The organism is uncultured Aquimarina sp. (assembly GCF_947496855.1).
Classification (GTDB): Bacteria; Bacteroidota; Bacteroidia; order Flavobacteriales; family Flavobacteriaceae; genus Aquimarina.
This window is the reverse complement of sequence record NZ_CANMED010000005.1, coordinates 123,864-144,067: the sequence shown is the minus strand read 5'-3', so window position 1 is coordinate 144,067 and position 20,204 is coordinate 123,864. Positions and strand designations below refer to the sequence as shown.

Genomic DNA, 20,204 nt, shown 5'->3' with positions numbered 1-20,204 from the left:
CTGAATAAGAAAATATCTAGGTATATTATTCATTTGAAATGTTTCAAATTCAGGATATACTAAAAATAAATAAAACGAGTTAATAGGAGATCGTCTAAATTACTACCCTTTTTGGACGTAAAATAATAAGATTTGCAGATTTCTCTTTTTAAAAAAAGAGAATAAAATAAAGGCTTTAATCAGAAATTGGGAAATTAAATTATTAAGTAAAAATTAAGAAAAACCTATGAATTTTAATGGCTCCAGAAACTAATAATCTGAATTGAACAAAAAAAGCAAGTAGTAAATAAATATCGATTTCTAAATTCTATCTCCCACCCTTCCGGAATTTGGATATATCACTTTTAAATATTGGATCGTACCAGAAGAATTTCTGGCTCGTTAGTAATGGTTATAGACCAGCTTAGATGTATTGTCTAATTTAATGGGTTTTAGCGTGGTTTAAAACTTCAGTAAGTTAAGCACAATATACTTTGTTAACTATCCATTGCTAATGATTTAGCCTAGATCTTCTTTGGGTAATAATATGTATAGAAACCTATATAGTTATTGCTATTTGGGTTATATACATCACGTGATTTGAAAATAATATAATAACACACACACAATTAAACTTAATTATGAAAATGTACTACACACACAAGAAACATTTTTCAACTAATCAATTATTTTGGTTAGTAATGCTATTATTTATTTGGGCGGGCGGAACCGCTCAAACAGTCGTCCAAAAACATGGAAGATTAAAAGTGCAGGGAAATAGAATTGTTGATAAGAACAATCAAGAAGTTAGCCTAGCTGGGAACAGCCTGTTTTGGAGTAATGCAGGAGATACTTCGGATTTTTATGATGCTGAAACGGTTGGGCATCTAGCAAGTAATTGGAATAGCTCAATAATACGGGCAGCAATGGGTGTTAAAGAAAATTGGGATGGCGGTACTGGTTATATTGACAGTCCAAATTTGCAGAAAAATAAAATCAGAAAAATAATTGATGCTGCTATTGATCAGGGAATCTATGTAATTATTGATTGGCATACCCACGAGGCAGAAGATTTTACTTCTGAGGCTGCCGACTTTTTTAAAGAAATGGCGTCTCTTTATGGTAATCAACCCAATGTGATCTACGAGATCTATAATGAGCCCATTAATCAATCCTGGTCAACAGTAAAAAGTTACTCAGAAACTGTAATTGCAGCCATTAGATCTGAAGATCCAGATAATTTGATTATTGTAGGTTCTCCAACTTGGTCTCAGGATGTAGATGTTGCTTCTAACAACCCTATTAATGATTCAAACACAGCATACACATTGCATTTTTATGCAGGAACGCATACAAATGGTTTAAGACAAAAAGCAACAACCGCAATGAATAATGGTATCGCATTATTCGTTACAGAATGGGGAGCAGTTGATGCTAGTGGCGATGGAGCTTTAGAAATTCCAGAAACAGAGAGATGGATGCAATTTTTTAAAGACAATAGTATTAGTCACGTTAATTGGTCAGTTAGTGACAAGCCTAGTAATAACGATCCTAGTAGAGCTGAAAGATCTTCTGTAGTAGAATTGGGTAAAGGAATTAATGGATTAAAAAGCGATCAGCTGACACCAACTGGTGATTATATAAAAGATCTTATTAAAAACTGGTCAGAAGATGATGGAGGTGATCCTGACGGTCCTAGTGGAACGATTAATTGTAATACCGTTGACTGTATCAGAAATGCTATGGAAAATGCACAACCAGGAGATGAAATTATAGTAGCATCGGGAACGTACACTGCCCCTGATAAGTTTAATTTTGGTAATAAGGCAACAAGATTTGGATCAGACAAGAATGGTACTGCATCACAACCAATTACGCTAAGAGCTCAAAATCCTTCAAACCCTCCAATTCTGAAAGGAATAAATGGAACATATGATGGATATGTAATGTTTATTCTAGGTGATTATTGGATACTTAAAGATTTAATTCTTGAAGAAGGGTCCAAAGGGCTTGTTCTTGATAATGCTAACAATGGTATTATTGAAAATGTTGTAGTACGTGAATTAGGAGAAGAAGGAATTCACCTAAGAGATGGATCTAGTAATAATCTAGTTAAAAATTGTCGTGTATATAACGTAGGGATTAAAAAACCAGGCATAGGAGAAGGTTTGTATGTAGGATCTGATAAAGGACAACATGAAAGTTCTGGACAAGCTGGTGATATTTTTGACAATAAGTACAATCCTAGTTGCGATAATAACACCATAGAAGGTTGTATCGTTGGTCCTAATGTTACGGCTGAAGGAGTAGATGTAAAAGAAGGTACTAAAAATACAATTATACGTGATTGTACTTTCTCTGCAGATGGTATTTCTGGAGAAAATAGTGCAGATGCATTTATTGATCTTAAAGGAGCTTATGGTTTTGTATATAACAACACCTTTAATTTGGACGGATCTACAATTATTAATGCTGGAGTGGATTTCTTAGATAGAGGAACTGGATTCAATACAGGTTTTAGAAATGCGATTTTTGATAATACTTTTAATTTAGGTAGTAGAGCAAACGAAATTCCGACAGCAAGAAAAAAACAAGGAGATCCTTCAGAAATTCATGTATGGGATAATACACGTAATCCAAATTCGCCAGATTTTCCAATAAGCGATGGGACAATAAATTTCGTAACAGAATCTTGCCCGAGCTGGAATATAATTCCTTGTGAAGGGGGTGGAGGAAATCAAGATCCAACTGTTAGTATTACATCTCCTAATAATGGAACTAATTTTAATACAGGAGCAAATATTCAGATCAACGCCAATGCAAGTGATTCTGACGGATCGGTAACCAAAGTAGAGTTTTTTAGAGGCAGTTCGAAATTAGGTGAAGACAACAGTGCTCCTTATTCTTACACAATTAATAATGCCCAAGCAGGTAATTACAATTTAACAGCTAGAGCAACAGATAACGATGGAGCTACTAAAACTTCTGGTAATGTAAATGTTTCCGTATCTAGTGATACGGGAGGAGACAACACACCTCCCGCAGTTTCTTTTGAAACGCCTTCTGGTAATTTAACGGTTGATGAAGGATATAGTAGTCTTTATGTTAAAGTAAATGCGTCTGACAGTAATGGAACCATAGATAATGTAAAACTTTATATTAATGGTAGTCTTGTAAGACAAGAAAAATTTGATCCTTATGAATGGGGGCACGGCACATCACCTAATCCTAGTGAAACAACTAATTTACCGGTTGGAGACTATATATTTAAAGCTGTAGCTACAGATAATGAAGGAGCTACTTCTGAAACTATTTTTACGTTAACAGTTCAAGGCGAAGATACAGGTGGTGGTAGTACTTGTGAATTTAACACTCCCCTTAATAGTTCATTACCCGGATTTGATAGAGTATCGTTTTCTAATGTTCATGTATTAGGAAATGGTGGCCCATCCCTGAATAATTTTAGGAAATTTACTATAAACTGGGTTCCTCAAAACAATGGATTATATCAATTCGCAATTAATACGAATAATGGATCTCCGGATTGGTATGTAGACTTTAAAAGCACAATGACGTTCCAACTTACGAATTCTAACCCAGAAGTTACATTAACTAATACAGGTTTTGAAGGATTAGATGGATCGTATTGGGTAGCAAAAGATGGAGATAATTTTGTGATGGTTTCTAAAAATAGTGGCTTTACAATTTACTTTAGTAATTCTAATACACCTCCTAATTGTAATGATAATAGATTACCAGTAGATCAAGAAAAGTTAGTAGATATTAAATTATTTCCAAACCCTGTTAATGATGACATACTTAATGTAACCGGTATTGCTCAGGAAAAATCAACATTAGAGGTCGCAGATATGCAAGGAAAGATTGTACTGCAAAAATTCATTGAAAATACAGAAGCAGGTTTAGATGTTTCTAATCTTAAATCAGGGATGTACGTCCTAATTATTAAGGGATTAAAATTCAGAAAATCTGTACTGTTTACTAAGCAATAATTAGCCTTAACCTAAATAATTATCAGGTAGTTATAGAAGCTACCTGATGATTATTCTAATAATTCAACACATACAAAAAAAAATGAATCACAAATACATAAAAAACAGTATTACGATAGTTTTATTAAGCTTTGCCTCATTTTTATTTGCTCAGGAAAACTATGTATATCAATATGATTTTGATCATCTATCTTCTGGTCAATACAATAGAGATCAGATTAAAGAAGCTTTAAATGTTTCATTTTGCAAAGGAGCGGATGAAGGAAGAGTACATATCTCAGATTTTGAAAACCGTGGTAAGGTATTAGATGTTAAATATCCTAAAGGACAGGTTAAAACTGGACAAAGTGGTATGCACACTAAAGTTCCCTTTGATGTAGAAGGTGAATTTGATGAATTATACATAAGTTATTGGATATATTTTCCTGAAGATTTTGAGTTTCGGGCAGGAGGTAAACTACCGGGATTAGCATATCAAACTTCAGAACGAAATATGTCTCTGCGATTAATGTGGAGGTACGATGGACTCGTTGAGTTTTATGTACATTATAATACGGAACCTACTTGGGATGGATGGCATGCATCTATTAACTGGAGTCTAACTGACCCTTATGATGAACCAAATGGAGAACCTCAAGCGGACCAGGTGAAGTTTAAAAAAGGACAATGGAACCATGTCGAAATGTATAATAAGCTAAATACTCCTGGACAAAATGACGGGATTATGAGAGGTTGGTTGAATGGAGATTTGGCTATAGATATTACAGATAATGGAGATTATAGACAAGCAGACGAAGGAGATATTCATCTTAATATTATATATCTATCCACCTTTTTCGGAGGTAGTGATGAGACTTTTCAACCTACTAAAGATCTAGAAGCTTACTTTGATGATTTTATCGTCTCAAAGACAAGAATTGGAAATTCTGGTGGAGATAACGGAGGTGGAGGAAATGGTGGCGATACAAATGAACCTCCAATGATATCATTTGCGACACCCACTAGTGATATTATAGTTGATGAAGGATATAGTCTTGATGTTAAGGTTAATGCATCTGATACTGATGGTAGTATAAGTAATGTAAAACTTTATGTCGATAATAACCTGATACGACAAGAAAGTGTTGCTCCTTATGAATGGGGTCATGCATCATCACCAAATCCTGATGAGGTAAATAATTTATCTGTTGGTGCTCATGTTTTTAAAGCAGTAGCAACCGATAATGAAGGATTAACTTCAGAAACTACATTTACGTTAACCGTAAAAAGTGAAGATACTGATGGAGGCGATAATTGTTCTTTTAATACTCCTATTAGTAATAGTATCTCAAGTATTAATAAGACATCCTTTTCTGAGGTATATGTCTTAGGAAATAACGGACCAACTTTAGAAAATTTCAGAAAGATTACTATTAATTGGAATGCAGCCGGCAATGGATTATATCAATTTGCTATAAACACGAATAATGGAGTTCCAAGCTATTATCTAGATCTAAAAACTAAGCTAAGGCATACACTTGGACAATCTAGTCCATCAATAACAATTAATGAATCTGGAATATCTGGATTAGATGGTTCCTATTGGGTAACTAGAGATGGAGATAGTTTTGTAATGGTATCAAAAACTGAAGGATTCTCATTATACTTCAGTAATGATGATCAGGCTCCTTCGTGTAGTAATAGATCTCGACCAGACCAGAATAATATAACTAACTTTTCTTATTACCCAAATCCTACCAATAGTTCAGTTTTATTTAGCGGTGTTGACCCATCAGTTAGTGAAATAGTGATTTATAATATGAATAGTCAGAAAGTTAAATCTATAAATCCAGGTAAAGAAAATACGGTTTCTATTGATGTAACATCATTAACCCAAGGTCTTTATTTTATCGAGCTAAAATCTTTTAAGAGTGATCCTAAAAGATATAAACTAATAAAAAATTAATTACACAAACTTAACTTATTAACTAATTAGAAATTTTATAATCATGAAAGAAAAGATTGTTTATAAACGGGATATAAATAAGAATGTTTTTACGCTATCACTTATGATGCTAATTTTACTTCTTTTTAATACTCAAAATAGTTTCGCTCAATGTAATACGATTATTGATGTAGATTTTAATAATTGGAATAACAGGCGATATTCTATTTCAGACATAAAAAGTGATTTTAATAATAAAGTAAAACCTTGGACTGCATCTACTTATAGAGGGGTGGAAGGCCCTGGTGCCGCAAGTAATTTGATAGAAAACACGCCACAAGAGACTAGAATTGTCAATGGGACTTTACGCGCGCAGTACTTAAAAAATGATGCCTCAGGTAGATCTGGTGGTTTTCTATTTGACCCCTATTTTGATGGAGTAGATGAAGCATATTTAGAGTATAGAGTAAAATTTGATGATAATTTTTTCTGGGCTACTGGTGGAAAATTACCAGGGTTGGGAGGTTCGACCAGTGGTATTAATAGTGAAAGTACGGGTCGTGGAACCATTCCATCTGGATGTAAGTATAATAAAAATGGATGGTCAGCACGTTTGATGTGGAGAAGAAACAGGGCACAAACCAATGCACCTTATCTTATCCTTTATAGCTATTTCGCTGATAAAACAAATGGAGATCCTAGAGTGGATGGAGATTGCGGAGATGGCAAAAGAATATATTCTAACCTTCAGGATAACAAGTGGTATACCATCCGTCAATATATTAAGATGAATACACCTGGGCAAAGAAACGGTACCGTGATTATGTGGATCGATGGAGAAGAAACCTATCGTGACAATAATGCCAAAATTCGTAACTCCGGAAAAAGTAATTTAAAAATCAATGCTCTGATTATGAATACCTATCGCGGAGGAAGTAGAACAGATCCTGTTTGGCATTCTCCAAGAACAGAATATACATTTTTTGATGATTTTAAAGTTTGGACAGGATGTTCTGATTCAGATAACGGGCCAAACAAACCGCCAACGGTTGCTTTAACAAACCCTTCTCAGAATAATCAAGAGTTTACTTTAGGAGAAACGATTACTTTACGAGCAAATGCATCGGATCCAGATGGCGACGTAGATCGCGTTAATTTTAAAGTAAATGGAGGCTATTATGATCAAGATCAAACAGCTCCTTATACAGTTACTTGGACACCAACAGCAGCAGGGACATATACAATCGGCGCAAGAGCTTTTGAAAATGGACAGGAAGGGCTTTCTACAGAAGTTTCAAGAACGGTAATTGTTAAAGCGCAAACGAGTAATCAGGCTCCGAATGTTTCTTTTGCTTCACCATCTGGTAATATTACGGTACAAGAAGGATATGATCTTACCGTAGTAGCTAATGCTTCTGATTCGGATGGTAGCGTATCTAATGTAAAATTATTTATCAATAATAGTCTCATACGTCAAGAAAGCGTATCACCATATGAATGGGGACACAATGGTTCTCCTAATCCACAAGAAGTGAATGGACGTTCTGCAGGGACGTATACAGTGAAAGCTGTAGCTACTGATAATGAAGGCAAGCAAAACGAAGCGACTTTTACCTTAACAGTAGCAGCAGACGATGATAATGGAGGCGATGGAGATGGCAATAATAATTGCTCATTTGGTACTCCGATCAATAGTGGTCTTAGTGCTATGGATAAGATATCGTATTCTAATGTACATATCTTAGGTAATGATGGGCCAAAACTAGGTAATTTCCGAAAGTTCACCATTAATTGGGTTCCATCTAATAACGGACTATATCAATTTGCTGTTAATACGAATAATGGATCTCCAGAATGGTATGTAGACTTTAAGAGTACCATGACGTTTCAGCTTAAGAATTCTAATCCAGAAGTTACTTTGAATAATACTGGATTTGAAGGTCTTGATGGATCTTATTGGGTTACGAGAGATGGAGATAATTTTGTATTAGTTTCTAAAACGAAAGACTTCACGCTATACTTCAGTAATGCTGCTTCAGTACCAGGATGTAATAGATCATCAGGCATTGAAGATGTTGAAGAGAAAATGGTAGTTTATCCTAATCCTGTGAAAGATAATATTATCTACATAGGAGGATTGTCTACTAATACTAAAGTGTTACAGATAGTAGATCTTCAGGGACGAATTATTAAAGAACTAAATTCAAAAAATGTCTCAGAAACTATGGATGTTTCAGAACTTCCTTCTGGCCCATATTTACTGGTTAGTAAAAGTAAGAACTCAAAACAATCCTTTTTATTCATTAAATAATAGGTATAACCCACCAAACTAGTCAGATATACATAGGTTGATTCATCAGATTGTCAACCTATGTATATCAATATCATCATAAATTATGGAAAAATATAAAATTAGAAATATTGCTTTCTTAGTAATGTTCCTATTAGCAGGGGTTTATGCGCATAGTCAAGTGCTTTGGTATGGAGACCCAAATAAAAGTGTAAAGAGTAGCTTCAGAAGATTTGATTCTGGAAATGCTGGTGATTACTGTAGTAATCAATCAAACAATTCATCTACAGCTACCACCACTACCGATTCAGAATATGGAAAAGTTTGGAAGGTTCGTAAACCGAAAGGTCAGAAAAGAGGAGAATTTGCCAGAACCACAGGTTCAGTCAATAATCATGTCCCGAAGGACGGAGATGTACTATATTATGGATGGCGATGGAAAATAAATTCAACTCCTAATATTAACAGCGGAATTGCGGTATGGCAATGGAAAACTGATGCCGGTAATCAAAATAATACCCAAAACTATCCGCTTAATATGGGATATGGAAACGGAAATCTGAGTTTAAGTGCTTGGGGACCTTGCTATCCATCTTGGAATTCTTGCAGCGGATCTATTAGCAGACGCAAGACTACTTTGTGGAATAAATCTATCCCAGAGAATACCTGGGTGAGTTTTGTTGTAAAAATAAAGATGTCCAGAAATAAAGATGTAGGATACATAGAATTCTGGTATAATGGAGAAAAACAAACTTTAACGAATTCTGGATTTCAGGATTATAAAGTAACCTTGTCTTCTGATGGCAAGAGGGCATATCACAAAACCTTTGATGGAACTGTGGTATATCCAAAATGGGGATCGTACAATGCTAATTCTTGTAACTTCGATGTTACTACTTATTATGATGAAATGAGAGTTGCTACGACTTTAGCAGCGGCAACTCCTTCTGGTAGTTCTTCTGATCCTAATAAACCACCAACAGTCTCATTGACGAACCCATCTCAAAACAATCAAGAGTTTACCTTAGGAGAAACGATTACTTTACGAGCAAATGCATCAGATCCAGATGGAAATGTAGAGCGTGTTAATTTTAAAGTAAATGGAGGCTATTATGATGGGGATTTTACAGCTCCTTATAGCGTTAGTTGGACTCCAACTGCAGCAGGGACGTATACAATCGGCGCAAGAGCTTTTGAAGATGGACAGGAAGGATTAGCTACGGAAGTTTCTAGAACAGTAATTATTAAAGCGCAAACTAATAATCAGGCTCCAAATGTTTCTTTTGCTTCACCATCTAATAATATTACTGTACAACAAGGGTACAATCTAACAGTAGTAGCAAATGCTTCTGATCCAGATGGTAGTATTGCTAATGTAAAATTATACATCAACAACAGTTTGATACGTCAGGAAAGTGTAGTGCCTTATGAGTGGGGACACAACGGTTCTCCAAATCCACAAGAATTAAACGGAAGAGCCGCTGGAATATATACGGTGAAAGCTATTGCTACTGATAACCAAGGAAAGCAAAGCCAGAAAACTTTTACGCTAACCGTTCAAGGAAACGACGGTGGCGGTGATGGTGGAGGAAGTAATAATTGCTTATTTGGTACTCCGATCAATAGTGGTCTTAGTGCTATGGATAAGATATCGTATTCTAATGTACATATCTTAGGTAATGATGGGCCAAAACTTGGAAATTTCAGAAAGTTTACTATTAACTGGGTTCCGTCAAACAATGGATTATATCAATTCGCAATTAATACAAATAATGGATCCCCAGATTGGTACATAGACTTTAAGAGTACCATGACGTTTCAACTTAAAAATTCTAACCCAGAAGTTAGTTTGAATAATACTGGGTTCGAAGGTCTTGATGGATCTTATTGGGTTACGAGAGATGGAGATAATTTTGTATTAGTTTCTAAAACGAAAGATTTTACTATCTATTTTAGTAATTCTTCTTCAGTACCAGGATGTAATAGATCTTCAGACATTGAAAACATTGAAGACAAAATGTTAGTATACCCCAACCCTGTAAAAGGAGATGTTATTTATATTGGCGGATTGTCTACTAAGACTAAAGTGTTACAGGTTGTGGATCTTCAAGGACGCATTATTAAAGAATTGAATTCTAAAAACACATCAGAAACTTTGAATATTTCAGAACTTCCTTCTGGACCATATTTACTGATTAACAGAAGTAAGAACTCTAAACAATCCTTATTGTTTGTGAAATAGGGATTTGTATAACTCATCATACTAGTTAGATACGCATAGGTTGATCGCAGATTGTCAACCTATGTATTCTAAATGGTAAAATAAAATAAAAGTAACATTGACGTAGTATAATATTTTACGTTTTGTATCAATTTTTGGCTATCAAAAACAGATGGCTAGATTAACTAGTTTCCATTATTAAAATTTTAACCTCAAAATATTCTTGAAACAACCATGAATTATTTTACTAACTCAAATAAAACAAAAACATTCTTTTTCTATTTAGTATGTTTTTTATTTACAAGTTATTATAGCATAGCACAAGTTCAATTAGAAGAAGAAACTAAGATTACGGATATAGGCCTATTTTTCGATGGAGAAAAAGTTGGGCGAAATGCTCCAAACAATGGGTCAGGATATGATTATTTTTTTGGAAATAGAATATCAGCCCATGGAGATTGTATTAAGAAGTACAAACAATTTGTTTTTATGACTTGGTATAAAGGAGGTAAATATAATAGACATGTGATGCTTTCCAGATATAATACTAATACTGGTGTTATTAAAACTATTGAATTTCCTCATACTCATACTGGATTAAATGGTAAATGGTGGATAGGAGAGTCTCATAACACAATAGCAGTTGGGATTAGTCCTAAGAATGGAACTATCCATATGCTTTATGATATGCATTCATATAGTAATACAGGGTTTTCAAGGAATGATTATTTTAGATACGCATACTCTAAAAAGAATGCGGCTATAGTTCCAGACTCGGACTTTAAATTAAGTCTCTTTGTTCCTGATGGAACTAATGACTACACCCATGTAAGTCTAAATGGTACTCCCGATCCTCAGCAGTTTCAAGATCTTACGTATCCTAAGTTTTTCCTAAATGATGATGGAGACTTACTAATGCATATGCGAAGAGGCGGTAATGATAACGGGGCATATGTTTTTAGTAAATACAATGCAGGAACTTCAAAATGGGATACACTAAACCAATTTAATAAATTAAATGCTAAAAATAATGGTCAACAATTTAATTGGGGACTTTATGGAAGTATGAAATATGTAAATGGTAAACTAAGAGTTGGGTTCCAAAGAAGAAGTGCTGACAAAAATGATAAGTACTTATATCAGAATGGTTTCTATTATGGGTATTCTAACGACCAAAGTGGTAGAAGTCAATGGAAAGATCACTCAGGAAGCTCGGTGAGTATTCCTTTTGCAAATGCAGATTTATTAAAAGTTTATGAACCTGGTAATTTGGTTTCAGCAACAGGAAAAGATGAGGTTTATATCGTATCAGGTTTTGACTGGACTGTTACAGACAGAGGAGATGTGCATATCATAGGTAAAGTTAGAGATACTAAAAATAACGTAACCAAAAATGTACATACGTACAAGCCAGCGGGTAGTTCAAGATTTATTACTTCAACAAATTTTTCAGGAGGGGATCAATTATATACATATAATAATAATATTTACATTATTGGTATTAATAATAATCGTGTTTACGTAGAGAAAGCAGACGGAGGTAAAAATAATTTTACCAGAATCTATGCGCCAACAGGAGGAAAGAAATTTAGGCATGGTGTTCCTTATATCACTGATGGGAAACTGTATTATTATCTGATGGAAAAAAAATCAGGAGATAAGCAACCATTGTACCTACAGGTTATTGATTTAGGAATTAATAATGAAGAAAATAAACCACCAACAGTTTTCTTAACAAATCCTTCTCAGGATAATCAAGAGTTTATTCTAGGTCAAACTATTGCGTTAGGCGCAAATGCCTCTGATCCGGATGGGAATTTAGATCGTGTTAACTTCAAAGTAAATGGAGCGTATTATGATGGAGATACTACAGCACCTTATAGTGTAACCTGGACACCTACCCAAGCAGGAACCTATACAATTGGTGCTAGAGCTTTTGAAAAAGAGCAAGAAGGGCTTTCTACAGAGGTTTCCAGAACAGTAATTGTAAAAGAAGAAACAAATAATCAATCACCAACTGTAGCTTTAACAAATCCTTCTCAGGATAATCAAGAATTTACTTTAGGCGAAACGATTACTTTAAGAGCGAATGCATCAGATCCTGATGGGAATTTAGATTATGTCAATTTTAAAGTAAATGGTTCTTTTTTCAAGCAAGATCGAGATAGACCTTTTAGTGTAACTTGGACCCCTATTACATCTGGGGTGTATACCATTGGGGCTAAAGCTATTGATAAAGATGGATTATCTAAAGAAGTATCAAGGACTTTAATAGTGCAAAGTAGTAACACTGATGGAGGAAGTAATAATTGCTCATTTGGTACTCCTATAAATAGTGGTCTTGCAACTATGGATAAACTGTCCTATTCTAATGTACATATCTTAGGTAATGATGGGCCAAAACTAGGTAATTTCAGAAAGTTTACTATTAATTGGGTTCCGTCTAACAATGGATTATATCAATTCGCTATTAATACGAATAATGGATCTCCAGAATGGTATGTAGATTTTAAAGCTAAAATGACTTTTCAATTAAAGAATTCTAATCCAGAAGTCACTTTGAATAATACCGGATTTGAAGGTCTAGATGGATCTTATTGGGTTACGACTGATGGAGATAATTTTGTGTTAGTTTCTAAAACGAAAGACTTCACCCTATACTTCAGTAATGCTGCTTCAGTACCAGGATGTAATAGATCTTCAGGTATTGAAAACATAGAAGAGAAAATGGTAGTTTATCCTAATCCTGTAAAAGATAATATCATCTATATAAGAGGATTGTCTACTAATATTAAAGTGTTACAGGTTGTGGATCTTCAAGGACGAATTATTAAAGAATTGAATTCTAAAAACACATCAGAAACTATGGATGTTTCAGAACTTCCTTCTGGCCCATATTTACTGGTCAGTAAAAGTAAGAACTCAAAACAATCCTTATTGTTTATTAAATAAGAGATAGGTGTAACTCGCTAAACTAGTCAAATACAAATATCAGATTGATTAGTTTTTATTATTAAAAATTTAACCTCAAATATTCTTAAAACCATTATGAAAGATCACTTAAAAAGCACAAGTAGAATCACTGGATTCCTTGTATTTAATATATTATTTCTGTGTACCAGTTTTTCGGGCATAGCAAGAGAGAAATTAATCGATGAAACTTATAATAATGCTCCTTCCGTCTCCATCATTGGAATTAATAATACATACTCGGTTGGATCAGATATACTGGTAAATATTAATGCTAACGATTCTGATGGAAGTATTACAAAACATCAAGTATATGTAAATGGAACATTAGTAGATACTGATGGCTCTGATTACACTCCTCATCCTATAGCAAATGCACAACCAGGAAATTATACGATTAAAGTAATTGTTACCGATAACGATGGTGCTACGGATGAAGACACAAAAAGCTTTACAGTAAATGGTTCTTCTGGTGGAGGTGATAATTGTGATACTGTTTACGAAGAGAAAAATGGCCTAGTTATTATTGAAACAGAAAACCTTTCTATAGCAGGAAATTGGCAAAAAAAGAATGCAATATCAGGGTTTACAGGAGCAGGTTACTTAGAATGGACAGGCCCCGATCATTTTAATGACCCAGGTAATGGAGTGATCAATACAAAAATTAAGATCAATTCTGCAGGACGATATAAATTCCAATGGAGATCCAAAGTGGGTGAAGGTGATAATGCTACAGAAGCGAATGATACTTGGTTGAAATTTCCTGATGCTAGTGATTTTTATGCACAAAAAGGAAGTGAAAGAGTGTATCCGAAAGGGTCTGGAAAAACACCCAATCCTGAAGGAGCTGGTAGCGAAGGATATTTTAAAGTATATTCTACAGGAACGACAAACTGGACTTGGACATCAAAAGTAAGTGATAATGATCCTCACGATGTTTTTGTAGAATTTGATTCTCCTGGTACATATACAATGTTAATATCTGGCCGTTCTAAACATCACATTGTAGATAGAGTAACACTAAACCGCACAAGCACAAATGCTACTAACTTATCCCTAGAGGAAACGCTTTGTGATGATAATACTGGTGGTGGTGATAGCAACGCATCCATTACAGGTGAGCGAAAAAAATGGCATAATATAACACTAACCTTTAATGGCCCAAATACTTCAGAAAGTGCTGGAGAAAATCCATTCCTCGATTATAGATTGAATGTAACATTTACACATCAAAGCGGATCTCCATCCTATGTAGTACCTGGATATTATGCTGCTGATGGAAATGCAGCGCAAACTTCTGCAACCAGTGGTAATAAATGGAGAGCGCACTTTGCGCCAGATAAAACAGGAACTTGGAACTATTCAGTTTCTTTTAGAAAAGGAAGTAATGTAGCTGTAAACGATGGCACGAATGCGGGAACTGCAGCTGGATTTATGAATGGAGAAACGGGTTCTATAAATATCAATACATCGGATAAAACTGGAAGAGATTTTAGAGCAAAAGGGCGTTTACAGTATGTAGGAGAACATTATCTACGTTTTGCAGAAACAGGCAAATATATGATCAAGCAGGGATCTGATTCTCCAGAAAACTTATTGGCATATAGCGATTTTGATAATACACCAAACGCTGGAAATAGAAGAAAGAATTATGCACCCCATGTAGGAGATTGGGACAACGGTGATCCAACCTGGAAGAACGGAAAAGGAAAAGGATTGATTGGAGCAGTAAATTACATTGCCAGCGAAGGATTAAATGCTATGTCGTTCTTAACTATGAATATTGATGGAGACGATGACAATGTATATCCATATGTAGGCAGCAATCAACGTACTCGTATGGATGTCTCCAAATTAGCACAATGGGCTATCGTTATTGAGCATATGCAGCAAAATGGAATTTTTGCACACTTTAAAACACAAGAAACGGAAAACGAGATGCTCCTTGATAATGGAAATGTAGGAACACAACGTAAATTATATTATCGTGAACTAATTGCCAGATTTGGACATAATTTAGCACTTAATTGGAATCTTGGTGAAGAAAATGGAACTTTTGGTAGTACGAATCAAAGTACTGCTCAACGAAGAGCAATGACTCAATATTTCTGGAATAATGATCCATATCGTCATCATATCGTTATTCATAATGCACCTTCTTTTTTTCCGGAGGATTTGTTAGGGAATACATCAAACCTTACGGGGCTTTCCATGCAGACGAATCAATCTAGTTTTGGAAATGTTTTTAGTTGGACAAAAGAATGGGTAGATAAATCAAGAAATGCAGGAAAAAAGTGGGCAGTAGCCGTTGATGAACCCGGAGATGCGGAGAATGCTATTCGACCAGATAATGATGCAGGTAATTCTCATACGGATGGTAGGAAAAATGCTATGTGGGGCACCTTACTTGCAGGTGGATGGGGTAATGAATGGTATTTTGGTTATGGATATGACGATTCCGATCTTTCTTTACAGAATTTTAGAAGTAGAGACAAATGGTGGGATTATGGTCGTCATGCAATTAGATTTTTTGACATTGTAGATCTTCCTTTGACACAAATGCGAAATAATAATTCTTTATCGTCTAATAATAACGACTATTGTTATGCAAAACAAGGAGAAGCCTATGTAGTATATTTAAAAAATGGAGGTTCTACAAATCTTAATTTAAATGGACAGAGTGGTCAATTTACTGTTAAATGGTATAACCCACGTACTGGCGGTAATTTAGTCAATGGTTCTGTAATCAATGTTAACGGAGGTGGAAACAGATCTTTAGGAAACGCACCTAACAGTACAGGAAGCGATTGGGTAATAGTAGTAACTAAAAATAGTACGGATCCAACTGAAAATACAGCTCCAACGGTATCATTGACTAATCCTTCTCAGAATAATCAGGAATATATGCTTGGAGAAACCATTTCCCTAAGCGCCAATGCATCAGATGCTGAGGGAAGTATTGAAAAAGTAAACTTTAAAGTTAATAGTTCTTTTTTCAAACAGGATCAAACAGCTCCTTATAGCGTGAGCTGGACACCAACAACCGCAGGAACATACACAATAGCCGCTAGAGCTTTTGAGCAAGGTCAAGAACAACTCTCTACAGAAGTTTCTAGAACAGTCATTATTAAAACACAAACGGATAATCAGGCTCCAAATGTTTCCTTCGCTTCACCTTCTGGCAATATTACAGTACAAGAAGGATATGATCTTACGGTAGTTGTAAATGCCTCTGATCCTGATGGTAGTGTATCAAATGTTAAATTATATATCAATAATAGTTTAATTCGTCAAGAGAGTGTAGTTCCTTATGAGTGGGGACATGATGGATCACCTAATCCTGAAGAATTGAACGGACGTTCTGCCGGGACTTATAGTATAAAAGCTGTTGCTACTGATAATGAAGGACAAAGTAGCGAGATAACTTTTACTTTAACTGTTCAGAGTACCAATACGGGCGGAGGAAGTACTTGTTCATTTGTAACTCCTGCAAGTAGTAGTTTGGCTGCTATGGATAAAGTTACGTATGCTAATGTACATGTGTTAGGAACGGATGGTCCTAAACTAGGTAATTTCCGAAAGTTTACCATTAATTGGGTACCTGAGAATAATGGGTTACACCAATTTGCAATAAATACAAATAATGGATCACCAGATTGGTATGTAGATTTTAAAGATTCCATGAGTTTTCAGTTACAGAATTCTAATCCAGAAGTTACTCTGAATAATACTGGTTTTGATGGATTGGACGGTGCTTATTGGGTAGCTAGAGACGGTGCTAATTTTGCATTGGTTTCTAAGTCTGGAAATTATACAATTTATTTCAGTAATTCAGCAACCGCTCCTAATTGTAATAGATCAAACCCAGAAACAGATTTTACACAAATAAATGCATTTCCTAATCCAGTTTTAGATTCTTATTTATCAGTTACTGGGATGATGTCTGAAGAATTAAAAACACTTCAAATAATAAGTGTAGATGGAAGAGTTGTAAAAGAAATTACTACTAAAAATGAGAGAGAAACTATAGATGTTTCTGAATTGCCATCAGGTTCTTATTTCCTTTCGGTTAAAGCAGTTCGATTCAAAGAATCACTGTTATTTATAAAAAAATAGAATCTATAATTAGCATTAGGATGTTTTGTTAAACAGAATGCCCTAATGCTAATAACTGCACGTTAAAAACAGCTAATCACAATGAAAAATTTTAAAACAAGACTTAATCAAAAGTTATTTTGGTTGCGAGAATATCTCGCTACTAATGAGCAGCAATTAAATGTAAATATTAGAAGACAAAAATTATTTTCTGATTTATTTATCAATAGGTCTGGTGCATTCCTTTGGTGTATCTTATTTGCCAATATACCCTTGCTTCAATCCCAAACTACTTCTTCTGCTACTTCCAGTTCAGGCAGTGGGTATTCTGTTATAAAAAATGATGGGTTTGGTATAGAAGATCCAGATTGTAAGCACAAGAGTTTTGGACCTCATATTACCCAAAGGTTTGATAATGAATTAGACAAGAATGTATTTGTTTTTCATAGTCATATCGATGACGATGATGATCGATGTAAAAATGATGATCGTGTGCGCATTGAAATAAAAGGAGGACCAGGAGCTAGTTCCAATACTTTGCGTCACCCCAGAAATTCTACTAGCTACTATAGGTGGAAGTTTCGTTTAGCAAGTAATTATAAAGCTAGTAATAGATTTTGTCACTTCTTTCAATTAAAGGCTAAAGGAGGAAGTAATGATAAGCCACCAATACTAACTTTATCAGCACAAAAAGATAAATTTGAGTTGGTACATAATAGAAAAAATCCGAATTCTGTTTATGTTGATCTAAAACAAGAACCACTATCTAGATTTAAAGGAGAATGGATCGAAGGGTATGTGAAAATAAAACATGGGGATAATGGAACACTCAATGTGGTGCTGAAAAAAGTGTCTAATGGACAAACTGTTTTTTCTTATTCTAATTCTAATATAGATTTATGGAGAAGTGGAGCAGATTATAATAGACCTAAATGGGGTGTTTATAGAGGAAAAACGAGTGGATTAAATGATGAGCAGGTACGATTTGCTGATTGGTGTGTTTCCGAGTCTTCTGAGAGTCAATGTCCTTCTTCAATTGGTACAGGAGGATCCAATCAAAAACCAAACATTTCTTTTGCTTCACCATCAGGAGATATTAGTTTGCCCGAAGGTTATGATGAACTCGAAGTTACTGTAAATGCATCTGATAATGATGGTTCTATTAGTAATGTAAAATTATATGTAGACGGCGATTTTATTCGTCAAGAGGTCAATGCTCCCTACACTTGGGGACAAGGGAATAATGCAAATGAGCTTTTAGGATTACCAGTCGGACAGCATACAATCAAAGCTGAAGCAACTGATAATGATGGTGCTAAATCAAGTAAGTCGATAACAGTAACAGTGACTGGTACTTCAAATAATCAAAAACCAAATGTATCTTTTGCATTACCATTGGGTAATATTACGGTTGATGAAGGATATGATCTTACTGCAGTTGTGAATGCATCTGATTCCGATGGAACTGTAGCTAATGTAAAGTTGTATATAGATAATGACCTTGTGCGCCAAGAAGTTAATGCTCCATACGAATGGGGTCATGATACCTCTCCAAACCCTCAAGAAATAAATGGGTTGGGTACTGGTTCTTATACATTTAAAGCGATTGCTACGGATAATGATGGAGCAACCAATCAAGCAACATTTACACTAACAGTAAGAGGAACAGATTCAGGTGGCGGAGATACATGTTCCTTTGGAGCGCCAATGAATAGTGGTCTAAGCCCTATGGATAAAATCACTTATAGTAACGTACATGTGTTAGGGGATAACGGACCTAAATTAGGAAACTTCAGAAAATTTACGATTAATTGGGTGCCAGATAGTAATGGTCTGTATCAATTTGCTATAAACACTAATAATGGATCTCCAGACTGGTATGTAGATTTTAAAGATACAATGACTTTTCAGTTACAGAATGCTCAACCAGAGGTTACTTTAAATAATACTGGTTTTGAGGGATTAGATGGATCGTATTGGGTAGCAAGAGATGGAGAAAATATGGTCTTAGTTTCTAAAACAAAAGATGCTACTATTTACTTTAGCAATTCTCCGACAGCGCCGAATTGTAATCGTGAAAGACCAGAAAACGATTTGGTACAGATCAAAGCATTTCCGAATCCGATTTTATCTTCTTCATTTACTGTGTCAGGTATGTCATCTGAATTAAAAACGCTTCAAATAGTAAGTCTGGATGGACGCTTAATAAAAGAGATAAGTACAAAGAATGAAACGGAAGTTTTGGAGGTTTCAGAATTACCTTCAGGCTCTTATTTCTTATTAGTAAAATCAGTTAGGTTTAAAGAATCATTATTGTTTGTTAAAAAATAAAATTGAGCTAATAACAACCAGGATATTTTATTGAATTAAGTGTCTTGGTTGTTAAATTTTCATCAAAAAAATATACCATTTTAATTGTAGTATAAGCATTTACTCATTTTTAATAAAAACAATATCACTTTTTAATCGAAATATCACAGAAGTGTTCTTTGCGAAATCTATAAAAAATATTGAAAAAATAAATTTAAATATATGATATACAGTATTTTATGTTTTTTGAAGATTGATTTAATATAAACTAAGTCAATAATTTCGTTAATATTGTTAAGTGGTTATGAAAAGAAGATCCAGACTCTTCTTTTATGAATATTACAATACTTTAAACAAACATTATTGGGACAATATTTATAACTTAAAAGAGATTACATATGGTAG

7 protein-coding genes are annotated in these 20,204 nt (G+C 34.6%); all 7 read left to right on the top strand.

Annotated features, from left to right (window positions below; genetic code table 11):
- Positions 1–620 precede the first annotated feature (620 nt).
- Positions 621–3,989: a cellulase family glycosylhydrolase gene (locus Q0921_RS15560; protein WP_299258446.1), complete on the top strand. Its 3,369-nt coding sequence runs from the start codon at positions 621–623 to the stop codon at positions 3,987–3,989.
- A gap of 82 nt (positions 3,990–4,071) precedes the next feature.
- On the top strand, positions 4,072–5,934 hold the full coding sequence (locus Q0921_RS15555) for a polysaccharide lyase (RefSeq protein ID WP_299258444.1): 1,863 nt from the start codon (positions 4,072–4,074) through the stop codon (positions 5,932–5,934).
- Positions 5,935–5,977: 43 nt separating this feature from the next.
- On the top strand, positions 5,978–8,224 hold the full coding sequence (locus Q0921_RS15550) for a polysaccharide lyase (protein ID WP_299258442.1): 2,247 nt from the start codon (positions 5,978–5,980) through the stop codon (positions 8,222–8,224).
- Positions 8,225–8,309: 85 nt separating this feature from the next.
- A complete protein-coding gene (locus Q0921_RS15545; protein WP_299258440.1) occupies positions 8,310–10,445 on the top strand; it encodes an Ig-like domain-containing protein in 2,136 nt (711 codons plus the stop codon).
- Between the two features lie 213 nt (positions 10,446–10,658).
- The gene (locus tag Q0921_RS15540; protein WP_299258438.1) at positions 10,659–13,376 is read left to right on the top strand and encodes an Ig-like domain-containing protein; all 2,718 of its coding nucleotides are present in this window, start codon (positions 10,659–10,661) and stop codon (positions 13,374–13,376) included.
- A gap of 96 nt (positions 13,377–13,472) precedes the next feature.
- The gene (locus tag Q0921_RS15535) at positions 13,473–17,510 is read left to right on the top strand and encodes an Ig-like domain-containing protein (RefSeq protein WP_299258436.1); all 4,038 of its coding nucleotides are present in this window, start codon (positions 13,473–13,475) and stop codon (positions 17,508–17,510) included.
- 81 nt (positions 17,511–17,591) lie between these two features.
- Positions 17,592–19,820: an Ig-like domain-containing protein gene (locus tag Q0921_RS15530; protein ID WP_299258434.1), complete on the top strand. Its 2,229-nt coding sequence runs from the start codon at positions 17,592–17,594 to the stop codon at positions 19,818–19,820.
- The last annotated feature ends 384 nt before the right edge of the window (positions 19,821–20,204 follow it).